Here is a 13528-nt window from a genome sequence, read left to right as displayed (position 1 = left end):
TAATCGAATGAAAGATAGAGAGGGAGAACCGCACTGTTATGTACAAACTGATTGCGATTGATATCGACGACACGCTGCTTAATGACGAATTAGCCGTAACCGAAGGCACGAAGCAGGCCATGGCGGCAGCAATCGAGCAAGGCGTACTCGTTACGCTTGCCACCGGCCGCATGTATGCATCCGCACGCCAGATCGCGAGCCAGATTGGCTTGAACGTACCGATTATTACGTACCAAGGCTCGCTTGTGAAGACTTTGCTGGAGGGTGAAGTGCTATACGAACGCAGCGTGCCGACGGAAGATGCCAAGCGGCTTGATGAATATTGCGTTGCGCACAATCTCCATCTGCAGCTGTATGTGGATGATGTGCTCTATGTCCGCGAGGACAATGACAAAGCCAAACGCTATTCGCAGCTATCCAAAATCCCTTACGTTGTCGAGCCGGACTTCGCCTCGCTGCTGAATAAGCCGCAGACGAAGATGCTTATCATTGATGATCCGGATCTGCTCGACCGTGTGGCAGAGGAACTGAAGCCGTTGATTGGGGAACGGGTTCATATTACAAAGTCGAAGGCTCACTATTTGGAGTTTACGCATAAGGAAGGCACGAAGGGCCACGCCCTCCGCTTTCTAGCAGAGCACATCGGCTGCACGGCGGAACAAGCCATCGCCATCGGCGACGCTTGGAACGACCGCGAGATGATCGAGGCGGCAGGTCTCGGCGTCGCGATGGGCAACGCGCTGCCGGCACTGAAGGAAATTGCCGACTTTGTCACGCTGAGCAACAATGAAGAAGGCGTCCGCCACGTCATTGAGAAGTTCGTGCTGAGCGGTGCTTCTTCGAACCATTAATACGAGAAAGGCCGATCGGGCTAAGAGAGCCGGCCGGCCTTTTTTTATTTCTGCTGCTTAAAAGACACACGGTCGCGGCGCAGCTTCTCCAGTCGTTCGCTAACGTAATTCAATCTGTCGGAGATGATGATCTGCTTTCTATAGCGCTCCGCAATGGCGTCGAAGCCATAATACAATCCTGCTAATCCGCCGGATATCGCAGCAATTGTATCCGAGTCGCCGCCTTCGTTCGCCGCCCGTTGTACGACCTCTTCATAGCTGGCGGATGTAAGCAGCAAATGAATGACCCAACGGAACGTATCGACAACAAAGCCGGTAGGATCGCAATCCGGCAATCCATTCAGCAAGTCGGCATATTCGGTTCCGCTAATTTCTTGAGCGATCGTTTGTTTCAGATCAGCGTCGTCTTCTATGATTCGGTGTGCAATCCGATTATATAGAATGCTCGTCTCCGCGCAGCGTTCGTCATAATGCGTCATCTTGCTCTGCAGGCGAGATACCCGCTCGACATCGCTCAACTCGGGGTAAGCTAGTGCGACAGGCAAGCAGCGCATCAACGCCCCGTTGCCCGCGCTTTGCCCCATATCGCAATCCGCAAGAAACGCCGCCCTCATCCAATTACCCTTGTAGGTGCTGAGTACTTTCCGAATGATGTTGCCGATATCTTTCGGATCAGACCGGTACCACGACAGAAATTTTTCACCTATCGCTGGCATAGGATCATCAGGCGCTTCGAGAATGCCTTCGGCTACGCACAACGTCATCATCGTATCGTCCGTTACTTCTCCGGGCTCGAGCTCCCACACGCCGCCTCCGATGATTTCCGTCAAGTAACCATACGTTTTCTTCACTGCTCCTGCAGACATAAACTCCGTCGTTCCGCCCAATGCATCACCGACAGCAACGCCGTACAACGCTCCTTTGATCCGGTTCAACCTGTTCATAACGATCCCTCCTACTGCGACTGGATGAAGCATCCCCGCCTGACTGCTTATGTGTAGATTTTATATAGTCATTATGACATAATTGAATGGCATGTCAACCATATTTTTTCCACCTTGTACCTTTCAATAGTGGGTCATTCATTGCGAGAACGTTTAGTTATTGCAGGTTGTACAACGGAAAGACCGTGCTTCTCCCGCAACATGATGCTTCATTGCAGTTCGTACAATCATATTTCTGTAAAATACGCCGAAGCCGCTGAAATCAGCGTATTTCGCGTATTCCAGTTGTACGAACTACAACGAAGATACCATTTAGGTCGATCTAGTTCGCTTTCGTTGTATGAAATACAACGACCAGCAGTGGGCGGTCTGCCTAGGTGTCTGCTTGTGTGGTCTGCCTGGCGGTCTGCTTGGGTGGTCTACTTGGGTGGTCTGCATAGGCATTCTGCCTGGACCGTCTGCTTGAGTGGTCTGTCTGGCGATCTGCCTGGTTGATCTGCAAGAGCAGTACGCCAGCAACCCATACAAGAAGCCTTCTCAAGCCGCTGCATCGGCTCAAGAAGGCTTCTCCTTCGTTGCACGTTCATCTGTTACCAGCCGCCTTCGCTCCTTGACCGGACAATGGTATATTCCTTCCACTGCGCTGGCAGGAGCCGATTGTACGGCTGCGCGAGGTACCGGTCGTCAATGAGCAGCAGGCTGCCTCTATCATTCTCCGAGCGGATCAGCCTTCCTCCGGCTTGGAGCACTTTGTTCATGCCGGGATACACATACGCGTAATCGAATCCGCTGCGGCCGGTTCGCTCGCAGTAATCGCGAATGATGTCCCGCTCCATGCCGACTTGCGGAAGGCCGACGCCAATGACGGCGACGCCGGTCAGCCGGTCTCCGACGAGATCGACGCCCTCCGAGAAGATGCCTCCCATCACGGCAAAGCCGAGCAGCGGCTCCGTATTCCCTGCTTGGAAGGCAGCTAGAAACGCTTCGCGTTCTTCTTCCCGCATACCGCCGGACTGGACGATAGTCCGCAGCGTTAACTTGCCCGGCGGCAGCGATTCGATCATCGCGCTAAACCGTTCATATACCTTATTCATATAATCGTACGAGGGGAAAAAGGCGAGCGAGTTGCCTGGCGGACGCTCTCCCCCGCTCACCATCCCAAGCAGCGCACGCGCGATCGGCTCAATGCTCCGCTCACGGTCCCGGTACCGGGTGGACAGCGGCAGCACCCGTACATCTAGCTGCTCGGCAGAGAACGGCGAAGGCACCGACAGCGAATAATCCGATTCACCGCTGCCGCCCAGCAAATCCATGTAATACGACAACGGAGACAGCGTAGCTGAAAATAGAACGTGCGCGCGAAATCCTTTCCCGGCTTGGCGCAGCAGATGCGAAGGGTCCAAGCAGAACAGCTTGAGGCGGACCTCGCTCTTCTCGCATTCCGCCATCGTTACGTACCGTTCATCGTACAGCTTGGCTATTCGAATCCAGTTCTGCGAAGCAAAATACAAATCCGGCAGCGAAGCTTCGGCAGCGAGCGCTTCCGTCCCGATTGCGGGATAGGCCAGCTCCTGCGCGGCCTCTTCAACAAAGGTCTCTACGAGCGGAATCAAGTCGCCCGGCAGCCGTTCCGATACGGCTTGTCCGTTGCCGAGCGGCGTCCATGCCGCCCGGCTATCGGCCCCTTGAACAGCCGCAGCTTGCTGGCCGGCTCCTGCTGGCGTTTCCGCCCCCTCCGGTTGAACGCCTTCCGCATCGCCTGCCTCTGCACTAGAACGATAGCCCGAGGTTACGTCGCCAGCGCTTAACTCCCCGGACCGTTCCTTCTCCAGCCTTTTGCGCAGCCCCAGCAGCCATTCATTAACCGACTTCGCCGCCGCATGCAGCCTTGGATTAACGCCTTTGTAGCTCCGCGACAGCTGCAGGTAATCCGCTTTGTTCAGCTCCGACGAATACATCTCGCGCCCGCGCTCCACCAAATTATGCGCCTCATCGACCAATATTGCCGTATGCCGCTTGCGCTCCTCGAACATCCGCTTCAAGTTGACGCGGGGGTCGAACACGTAATTGTAGTCGCAGATCAGAGCATCGGAGGCATATGCCGCATCAAGCGACATTTCGAACGGACATACCCGATGCTTATGGGCGTATTGCTCGATAACCGTTCTCGTCATCAACGTCTCGTTATCCAGCATATCAAGCAGCGCATCGTTGATCCGGTCATAATAGCCGTCCGCATACGGACAATGCTCCTTGGAGCACCGCACCTCTTCTTGAAAACAAATCTTATCCTTCGCCGTCAACGTTACGACATGCATCACGAGACCGCCCGATTGCATAAGCGCGAACGCGTCTTCGGCAGCCGTTCTCGTTATGGTCTTCGCCGTCAGATAGAACAAATGCCGAAGACGCTCCTCTCCGATCGCCTTGACGGCAGGAAACAGCGTCGATATCGTCTTGCCGATGCCGGTCGGCGCTTGCGCGAACAGCTTCGTTCCATCTGTTATGGTCTTGTAGACGGCGCCGGCAAATTTCCTCTGTCCTTCCCGGTAGGCGGGAAAAGGAAACGCCAGCGCCTTCGCGCTCTCCGTCCGCCTCGCCACATATCTCTGAATCATCTGCGCATAAGGCGCATACGACCGAACCGCGTCCATTACCGCCTCGAACAGCTCGCCGAAAGCAAGCTTGCGGACGAACGCTCTCCGTTCTCCTGTTGTCGTACTGACGTAAGTTAGCCGCACCTGCATCGCGTCCATCCCCTGCTCCGCAGCGTACATATAAGCGTAACAAACCGCTTGCGCCCAATGAACGGCGGGAGCCGCATCGTCAGCAGCCGGCAGCTCTCCCGCCGTCGACTTTATTTCATCGATCATCATGCCATCTTCCGATTGCAGTAATCCGTCGCATCGGCCGTCTATCATAAACCGGATGCCGCCGTAATCAAGCTCCGCCTTCAAGTAATGCTCTTTCTCGTCCTGCGGCCCGTATTCCGATTGTACGTCCAGATGAATCTTCGCCCCTTCGGACATTGCGGCAGCAGACCGAAAGCCCGAGACGATATCACCGCTTCGATAGGCGTATTCCACTAGCTCGCGGACAGATAACTGAACGGGCGGCGGTATGATGGCAGAACTCAATACATTCACGACTCCTTACGGCAGCAGGCCAGAACATTCGTTCCTCTATTGTAGCATGAGCCTGCGTATCTGTGCATCCTGCCGTTCGATGCCTTCACGAACCGGAACGGACGATAGGTTCATTTGTCTCTCCTAAACGCGATGAAACTAAAAAAGACCAACCAAAATCCATTGGCTGATCTTTTATCATCTATGTTGGAATTGCGTTGCGGTTAGCGGTTATGCCCCTGGAAAAGATACCGATACGATATAAGCAAGCGCTACGTATTCCGCATCTCCGCTTGGTCTTCTCACCGTCGCATACGATTGCTGCACGCCTTCCAACAAACCGTCTACTACGGTTGCAGCTGCGGTTGTGACCCATACGTTCTGACCGATATGAGCCAGTAGAAGCTTATAAACCGCCGTGCTCGTCACCGAAACCAGATTGTTGTTGTCGATTCCCATCCTGTTCTCCCCTTTGCGCCACACCTAGCCGGCGTTTTACCCGATGCCTCGATATCCTTCCGGTGACGCTCATTCTCCATAACCATTCCCGCTGCTTCTGTCTCCTCAAGCCGGAGGCATCACGCTGAACCCGCTTCATCCGGCTGCGGTTCCGCACACGGCTGCGAATGCGTATCCCTGCTAATGTCACGTCTGTTCTCCCCCATACTCCAGACTACTCTAGCTTATGGGAATCCGCATCCGCCGGACTAGGTTTTTACTGGCAGGCATCCGTTTATTTTCACAGGTACAGGTGCAAGGTCCCCAGCATTTCCTCCGATCGTACAGCGACAAAAAAAAGCGCCCCTCTCCATCACTGGAGAGAGACGCTGATCCTATTAAATATCGGCCAAAACTTGATACCAGACGCCCTTCTTCGAATAGAGCTTCTCTTTCACTTCGCTCCATCCGCCGAGATAGTTGATATCGAACAGCCCCGACGGCTGCTCGAACTGCGACTTCGTCGCCTCTGCGGCTTTCTCGGTTACCGGACGGAAGCCGTACTCCGCGAACACCATTTGCGCCTCATCCGACTTCAAATAATCGACGAAAGCTTGCGCCGCTTCCTGCACGCCGTGCTTCTTCGCATTGCGGTCGACAACGGCAGCCGGATTCTCAATTAGAATCGTATCGCTTGGAATAACGATCGTATAAGGAACGCCTTGCTTCACACGCGAGCGAAGCTCGTTCTCATAAGTGACAATGACATCGCCGACGCCATATTCGAACGCTGCCATCGAAGCGCGGCCGCTCTTATCAAGCGACTCGACGTTGGCATGAATCTGCTTCAGGAATTGCTTCGCAAACTCCGGATCCTTCGTGCCATTCTGACGCTCCGACTCTTTCAAGCCCGCGCCGTATATCGCATTGATATCCCACTGCGCGCCGCCGGACGTCTTCGGATTCGGATACAGCACTTTAACGCCTTTGCGCGTCAAGTCCTTCCAATCCTTAATGCCTAGCGGGTTCCCGTCGCGGGTGCCGAGTACAACGACCGAGTCGGTAATCATACCGTTCGTTTCGTTATCATTCCAATTCGGCTCGATCAAACCAGCTTTTTGAATTTTGTTGATATCCGTCTCCATGGCCAGCACCGCTACATCGGCCTCGAAGCCGCCAACGATAGCGCGGGCCTGCGTGCCGGATGCCTCATAGGATTGCTGGAAGACGACCTTTTGTCCGGTCTTCTGCTGCCAATAGCGCTGAAAATCCGGAAGCAGCTCGACGAACGCATCCTTCACGACAGAATACGCGCCGATAACCAGCGTAATGTCGCCGTTCTGAGCTGCATTCGTCTCCTCGCCCCCGACCGCATTGTTATTCGTGCCGCCCTCGCTGCCGCAAGCGGACAGAAGCAGCAGCATGCAAGCGCCTGCGAGCAGAGCCGCCGCGCGCATCCGTTGCCGGGCAGCCCGCGTTGTTACCCATTTCCACATGATTATATGCCCCTGACCGCATTCGAGGTTCCGTGCGCCGAATTAAATATGAATCGGCATTGGATCCTCTTTCAGCTTGTTCTCCATAATCCAGCTATCCGAATCGTTGAACAGGTAAGCCCGGTGTACGAGCACGCTCAGTTGCTCGCCTGGATGAAGCACTTCCTTCTCCAGCGAACGGTACGTAATCAGCTTGGATGATCCCACCTCAAGCTCTACCATCCACTCGCTGCCGCGGAAGTGTAAATGCTTCACGCGGCCATCCATTGCCGCAGATGCGAGACGAATCTCACCTGGCTTGCCGATCTCTATATATTCTGGACGAATAAGTGCTTTGGTTCCCGGTATCTTAGTCGCATCTTCAAAGCCGCGAATGGCGCCGACGTTCTCGACGATTGTCGACTCTCCGATAAAGCCTGCCACGAACGGCGTCTCCGGACTTTTATAAATATCCCATGGCGTCCCTTTCTGCTCGAGACGTCCCTTATTAATAATCATAATTTCATCGGCAACTTCGATCGCTTCCTCCTGGTCGTGCGTAACGAAGATCGACGTAATGCCGACTCGCTCGATCAGTTCCTTCAGCCATGTCCGAAGCTCCGTACGAATCTTCGCATCGATCGCAGCGAACGGTTCGTCGAGCAGCAGCAGTTGCGGCTCAGGCGCAAGTGCCCGAGCGAATGCGACGCGCTGGCGTTGACCGCCGGACAGCTGATGCGGGTACCGGTGCTCGAAGCCCTTCAGCCCTGTGAGCTCCACCAGCTCCATAACGCGCTCACGGATTTGCTCTTTCGTTTGCTTTTTAATCTTCAGACCGAAAGCGATGTTGTCGAATACCGACATATGCTTGAACAGCGCATAGTTCTGGAATACGAAGCCGATGCCGCGTTCCTGCGGAGGCAGATCGTTCACCCGTTTGCCAAGAAACTCGATATCGCCGGAGGTCGGCGTCTCAAGTCCCGCCAGCATCCGCAGAATAGACGTCTTGCCGCCGCCGCTTGGGCCGAGCAGACCGATCAAATGGCCTTTCTCAATCGTAAAGCTGACATCGCGCACCGCGTGGAAATCGCCGAATTGTTTATTAAGATTCCGGACCTCGATATGCATCGGTTAATGCACTTCCTTTCGTTTCTTCGCCCATTCCATGAGCAAAAGCAATCCGACGGAAACGGCTGCCAATACGAGTGCGACGCCGTTGGCCGCAGTAACATTAAAGTTCTCTACGTCTTGGTAGACGAGCGTTGTTGCCGTCTGTGTCTTATTTATAATGTTACCGGATACGACTAGCACCGCTCCGAACTCGCCCAGGCAGCGCGCGACTGTCAAGACGACGCCGTAGATGACGCCCCAACGAATCGCTGGCCAAGTTACTTGCCAGAACGTGTACCACGAGTACGCGCCCAGTGTCGAAGCCGCTTCCTCCTGCGACGTACCGATTTCTTGCAGCACCGGCATAATCTCGCGCACCATCATCGGGAAGGTGACGAACAGCGTCGCAATGACCATGCCAGGGAAGGCATAAACGATCGAAATGCCAACATCATTGAGCAATGCGCCGAGTGCCGTATTCGGTCCGAGCAGCAGAACGATCATGAGACCGCCGATAACTGGCGATACGGCGAACGGAAGATCCAGCACACTGTTCAGCAACTGCTTCAGCTTCTCCGGCAGCCATTCGGCACGAACGAGATACAGCGACAGCATAACGCCAAACAATGTATTAATAATTGTAACAACGATTGTAATAAGTCCCGTCATCAGTAGCGCATGCAGCGCTTCCGGGCGGCTAAGCGCATTGGCGAAGCCGTTCCACCCGTCGCTCCAAGCGCCGGTTAGAATACGTGCAAGCGGTACGATGATAAGGATAAGAAAAATGCTATACGTTAAAGGAATCCATAGTTTCTTCACTTGCTGCTCCTCCTTGCCTGGACTCTGCTTACAATCCACAGAATGATGAAGGAGAAGGTGAGCAAAATGATCGAAACCGCCGCTGCGCCCTGTGAGTTATCGCTTTCGATTTCACCGTAGATGAATACCGAAGCGATCAGCGTCTTGCCGGGAATATTGCCCGCCACGAGTACGACGGCACCGAATTCCGCAAGCGCGCGGGAGAATGCAAGCATGCCTCCGCTTAGAACGCCGGGCAGCATAGATGGAAATATAATTTGCAGAAATGTCTTCGTCTTCGAAGCGCCCATCGTGTAAGCTGCCTCTTCTTCCGATTTGTCCATCTCTTCCAGCAGCGGTTGAACCGCCCGGATGACGAACGGGAATGTGACGAAGATCATCGCGACGACGATAGCCGGTTCGTGGAACACGATCTGAAAGCCAAGCTTATCGGCAATATTGCCGACGAAGCTGTTCGGGCCGAGCAGCAGCAGAATCATCAAGCCGCCTACTGCGGTCGGCAGGGCGAATGGCAGATCGACGAGGCTGTTCAGCAGCCTGCGTCCGGCGAACTTGTAACGGTTAAGCGTCCAGCCGATCATCGTACCGATTAAGATGTTAATGACAGCCGCGATAAAAGCCAGCTTCACGGTGAGCAGAACAGCCTTCCATGCCAGCGGATCGCTGACGCTTTCGTAGAAAGGCTTCCAGCCTAGCGAGAACGATTGCGTGTAGATACCGATAATGGGGATGACGACCAGCAACAGAAAATAGAGCATAACTGTGCTGCGAAATCCGAAGCTCCACCATCGGCTGCGGAACATGAAATTCATGTGTACGATAGACCTCCAGACCATCGGCTCGAGCCGTAGGGACAACGAATAACCACTACTCGCGCTTATAATTCCTATTATAATACTTGGTATTATTAATTTAGCAGAAGCATAGTTCCCTCGTCAATGCTTTATCACGAAATTCGATGCCTCGTATAAAAAATAGTCATATATCACCACAGCGGATGTCTCGCCTGGTTCCCCGAAGCAAATAGAATCATTCATCTATTATTATGGTGTACAACCCAACCATTCATGAGCCTTTTCTCACATGCAAGCAGCTAGAAATGAATAGAGGCGCGAGACGCCAGAGCAAAAAAGGCTGCCGCTAAATCCCACTGGACTTAGCAGCAGCCTCTTCAGCGCTTTTCACTGCAGCAGCTATTCTATTCGCCTTCGATCCGGTACACCGCTTCGCCTTTCACGATGACGGCCTGCCCTTGGGTCAAGTCAGTCACCCACGCGATGAACGCGTCCGCTTCGGCCTCGACCGGCAGACAGGTTACCGTCACACGATCCGTGAATTCCGTATTCTCGACTCGGTATTCGCGGGCATGGAGCTCGTTCTCCAGCTTGCCGTACCACGTATAGTCGACGTCGACGGCAACTTCGCGGTGCAGCACGTTGACGATCGCGCCCGCTCCTTCGATCGCCGCGACAGCACCATCTGCATAAGCGCGGATCAGTCCGCCCGCACCGAGCATAATGCCGCCGAAGTAGCGGGTGACGACGATCGCGACATTTTTGAGCCCTTGATTCTTGATGACCTCCAGAATCGGCTTGCCGGCTGTGCCGCTCGGCTCACCGTCGTCCGATGCCTTCTGAATCTCGTCGCGCTCGCCGACGACATAGGCAGAGCAGTTATGCGTCGCTTGCTTGTGCAGCTTCTTGATCTTATCGACGAAAGCGATCGCTTCCTCCTCGGAAGCGACCGGCGTTCCATATCCGATAAACCGCGATTTGCGAATGACAATTTCTTGGTCGCCTTCGCGCCGCAGCGTTTTATATTTGTGCAGCATGTCTTACAGACGAGCTTCGAGCTCTGCTTTCTCTTTCTCGTAGCCTGGCTTGCCGAGCAGCGCGAACATGTTCTTCTTGTACGCTTCAACGCCCGGTTGGTCGAATGGATTAACGCCCAGCAGGTAGCCGCTGATACCGCAGGCTTTCTCGAAGAAGTACACGAGGTAGCCGAACGTGTATGGCGTCATGTCGGCGATGTTCACGATCAAGTTCGGCACTTGGCCGTCCGTGTGCGCGAGCAGCGTGCCTTCGAACGCTTTCTTGTTAACGAAGTCAAGCGTCTTGCCAGCGAGGAAGTTCAGGCCGTCAAGATCGTCTGCGTCCTTCTCGATCGTAATGTGCTCCGCAACTTCTTTCACTTGGATTACCGTCTCGAAGATGTTACGGTTGCCTTCTTGGATGAATTGGCCCATCGAGTGCAGGTCAGTCGAGAAGTCGACGGACGCTGGGTAGATGCCTTTGTAGTCTTTGCCTTCGCTCTCGCCGAACAGCTGCTTCCACCATTCCGACACGAAGTGAAGCGACGGCTCGTAGTTAACGAGAATTTCCGTTACTTTCCCTTTGCGGTACAGCGCGTTGCGGACAGCCGCATATTGGTAAGCTTCGTTCTCTGCGAGGTTCGGGTTGCTGTATGCCGCTTGCGCGTCAGCTGCGCCTTTCATCATCGCGTCAACGTCAACGCCGGCAACAGCGATTGGGAGCAGGCCTACAGCCGTCAGCACGGAGTAGCGGCCGCCTACGTCGTCAGGAATGATGAACGATTCGTAGCCCTCTGCCGTCGCGAGCGTCTTCAGAGCGCCCTTTGCTTTGTCCGTCGTTGCGAAGATACGCTTGCGCGCTTCTTCTTTGCCGTATTTTTTCTCCAGCGCATCTTTGAAAATACGGAACGCAATCGCTGGCTCCGTCGTCGTGCCGGATTTCGAGATAACGTTGATCGACCAGCTGCGGCCTTCGAGCAATTGCAGCAGGTGCGTCACGTACGTGGAGCTGATGTTGTTGCCGGCGAAGAAGATTTGCGGCGTTTTGCGCGCTGCGTCCGTCTGAACGTTGTAGAACGAATTCGACAGCATCTCGATCGCTGCGCGAGCGCCGAGGTACGAGCCGCCGATGCCGATCACGATCAGCACTTCGGAATCGGATTGGATCTTCGATGCCGCTTGCTTGATGCGCGCGAATTCTTCTTTGTCATAGTTCGCAGGAAGATCGATCCAGCCGAGGTAGTCGGAGCCTGCGCCCGTGCCGTTGTGGAGCTGCTCGTGAGCGGCTTTCACTTGGCTTGCGAAATAGTCAACCTCATGCTGGCCGACGAACGAAAGTGCTTTGCTGTAATCAAAATGAACCGTTTTGCTCATAGGTATAGCCTCCTTAAATGTAAAAGCTTAATCCGGCTGTCCCGGCTTCGGGGCCGAATGTGTTAAACTTAAGAACAAACGCTATATAGAAAGCAGGGAATGCGATGACAACAACTGTAGGTTTTATCGGACTTGGCACGATGGGCTATGCAATGGCGGCCAATCTCCTTCGCAAAGGCTTCGACGTAACCGTCTATAACCGGACCGCCGCGAAGGCGGAGGAGCTTCGAGCGCTTGGCGCTTCCGTCGCTGGCACGCCTGCCGATGCCGTGCGCGGACGCAATGTCGTCGTGACAATGGTCAGCAACGACGATTCGATCCGCGATGTGTATGACGGCGAACAAGGTGTGTTCGCCGGCGTCGCGCCCGGAACGGTAATCGTTGACAGCAGCACGATCTCGCCGGAGCTCGCCCGCCGATTGGCTGACGATGCGGCCGGCCGCGGAGCCATCTTCCTCGATGCGCCCGTGACCGGCAGCAAGCCCGCGGCAGAAGCCGGCATGCTTGTCTTCATGGTCGGCGGCAGCGCGGATGCAGCCGCATCGATCGAGCCTGTGCTGCTGGCAATGGGCCGCCGCGTCATCCCGATGGGACCGAACGGCAGCGGAGCCGTCGCCAAGCTGGCGCACAATACGATCGTCGGCATCAACACCGCCGCGCTGATGGAAGGGTTCGCCATCGCAGCTTCAGGCGGCATAGACGGCGCCTCGTTCCTTGAGCTTGTACAATCGGGCGGCGGTGCAAGCAAAGCCGCCGAGCTCAAAGGTCCAAAGCTGCTCAGCGAAGACTTCAGCGTGCAGTTCGCTCTGGAGCTGATGCTCAAGGACTTGCGGCTGTCCTCTGTCCTGTCCGACAAGCTCGGCGTTCCGACACCTCTTCTCGAGGCTTCCAAAAGCTTGTACCAAGCCGGCAATGCAGCCGGCCATGGCTCGCTCGATCTGTCTGCCGTCGCTAAAGTGTACGAGCAGTGGATTGGCCGTCCTCTTGCCCACCGCCGTCAAGACAACAAATAGAACAACAAGGCAATACAGTATTGAAGGCCGCATGCGACAAGCATGCGGCCTTCTTGCCGCCGCTTATCCGCCCTAGGCGTACAGCAGCGCGCTGCACAGCTTGTCCGATCCGGACGTTCCTACTCGTTGATGTAAGAGCAGATGTAGTCCGTTACGGAAGCAACTTGCAGCTTGAACTTCGCGTTAGCAGGAACAACGAACTCGCCCTCGCCTTGGATATGTACCCATTCCGTCTCGCCTGGGAGCAGCACTTTCAAGTCGCCTGCTTGAATTTCCATAATTTCTTTCGAATCCGTGCCGAACTCATATTCGCCTGGCATCATGATGCCGAGCGTCTTCTTCGTGCCGTCTGCGAAAATAACTGCGCGGCTCGTTACTTTGCCGTCGAAATAAACGTTAGCTTTCTTGACGACCGATACGCCTTCGAATTGAGACATAATAAACAACTCTCCCTTATACGATGAAAATTCCCGGCATCGAGTGCGCGGGCAACGCCTCGTTCCATTATGCTATATGTCGATTAATTCCACAATGGCAAAAGGCGCGGCGCGGGAAGCGCAGCGCCTTAA

12 protein-coding genes are annotated in these 13528 nt (G+C 54.8%); 2 read left to right on the top strand and 10 right to left on the bottom strand.

Translation table 11 applies throughout. The features are described from left to right. The first annotated feature begins 38 nt into the window (after positions 1–38). Complete coding sequence (locus tag PKO01S_RS06920) at positions 39–851, top strand: Cof-type HAD-IIB family hydrolase (protein ID WP_127530587.1); 813 nt, start codon at positions 39–41, stop codon at positions 849–851. A gap of 44 nt (positions 852–895) precedes the next feature. Here the strand turns inward: PKO01S_RS06920 and PKO01S_RS06915 are convergent, their stop codons facing one another. The 9 genes from PKO01S_RS06915 to PKO01S_RS06875 form a co-directional block, all read right to left on the bottom strand. Next, complete coding sequence (locus PKO01S_RS06915) at positions 896–1795, bottom strand: ADP-ribosylglycohydrolase family protein (RefSeq protein ID WP_127530586.1); 900 nt, start codon at positions 1793–1795, stop codon at positions 896–898. Positions 1796–2385: 590 nt separating this feature from the next. After that, positions 2386–4824 carry an ATP-dependent DNA helicase gene (locus PKO01S_RS06910; protein ID WP_127530678.1) on the bottom strand — a complete coding sequence of 813 codons (2439 nt, stop codon included), beginning with the start codon at positions 4822–4824 and terminating at the stop codon, positions 2386–2388. Between the two features lie 327 nt (positions 4825–5151). Further along, positions 5152–5379, bottom strand: coding sequence for a DUF2642 domain-containing protein (locus tag PKO01S_RS06905; RefSeq protein ID WP_127530585.1), 228 nt, complete (start codon positions 5377–5379; stop codon positions 5152–5154). Between the two features lie 377 nt (positions 5380–5756). Continuing rightward, a complete protein-coding gene (locus PKO01S_RS06900; protein WP_127530584.1) occupies positions 5757–6854 on the bottom strand; it encodes a sulfate ABC transporter substrate-binding protein in 1098 nt (365 codons plus the stop codon). A 42-nt stretch (positions 6855–6896) separates the two neighbouring features. Next, positions 6897–7961, bottom strand: a complete 1065-nt coding sequence (locus PKO01S_RS06895) for a sulfate/molybdate ABC transporter ATP-binding protein (protein ID WP_127530583.1) — start codon at positions 7959–7961, stop codon at positions 6897–6899. Positions 7962–7964: 3 nt separating this feature from the next. Beyond that, positions 7965–8762 carry a sulfate ABC transporter permease subunit gene (locus tag PKO01S_RS06890; RefSeq protein ID WP_127530582.1) on the bottom strand — a complete coding sequence of 266 codons (798 nt, stop codon included), beginning with the start codon at positions 8760–8762 and terminating at the stop codon, positions 7965–7967. Next, positions 8759–9574, bottom strand: a complete 816-nt coding sequence (cysT, locus tag PKO01S_RS06885; protein WP_127530581.1) for a sulfate ABC transporter permease subunit CysT — start codon at positions 9572–9574, stop codon at positions 8759–8761. Before cysT ends, PKO01S_RS06890 begins: the two co-directional genes overlap by 4 nt. 386 nt (positions 9575–9960) lie before the next feature. Continuing rightward, on the bottom strand, positions 9961–10593 hold the full coding sequence (locus PKO01S_RS06880; protein ID WP_127530580.1) for a YigZ family protein: 633 nt from the start codon (positions 10591–10593) through the stop codon (positions 9961–9963). 3 nt (positions 10594–10596) lie between these two features. After that, the gene (locus PKO01S_RS06875) at positions 10597–11946 is read right to left on the bottom strand and encodes a glucose-6-phosphate isomerase (RefSeq protein WP_127530579.1); all 1350 of its coding nucleotides are present in this window, start codon (positions 11944–11946) and stop codon (positions 10597–10599) included. 104 nt (positions 11947–12050) lie between these two features. Between PKO01S_RS06875 and PKO01S_RS06870 the strand changes: the two genes are divergently transcribed. Then, positions 12051–12959, top strand: coding sequence for an NAD(P)-dependent oxidoreductase (locus PKO01S_RS06870; protein WP_127530578.1), 909 nt, complete (start codon positions 12051–12053; stop codon positions 12957–12959). 119 nt (positions 12960–13078) lie between these two features. On the opposite strand, the gene ppnP is transcribed toward PKO01S_RS06870, so the two are convergent. Next, the gene (gene ppnP / locus PKO01S_RS06865; RefSeq protein WP_127530577.1) at positions 13079–13396 is read right to left on the bottom strand and encodes a pyrimidine/purine nucleoside phosphorylase; all 318 of its coding nucleotides are present in this window, start codon (positions 13394–13396) and stop codon (positions 13079–13081) included. Between the last annotated feature and the right edge of the window lie 132 nt (positions 13397–13528).

The sequence above is a fragment of the Paenibacillus kobensis NBRC 15729 genome (assembly GCF_004000825.1).
GTDB classification, from domain to species: Bacteria; Bacillota; Bacilli; order Paenibacillales; family Paenibacillaceae; genus Paenibacillus_T; species Paenibacillus_T kobensis.
This window is presented reverse-complemented; position numbering and strand designations above follow the sequence as displayed.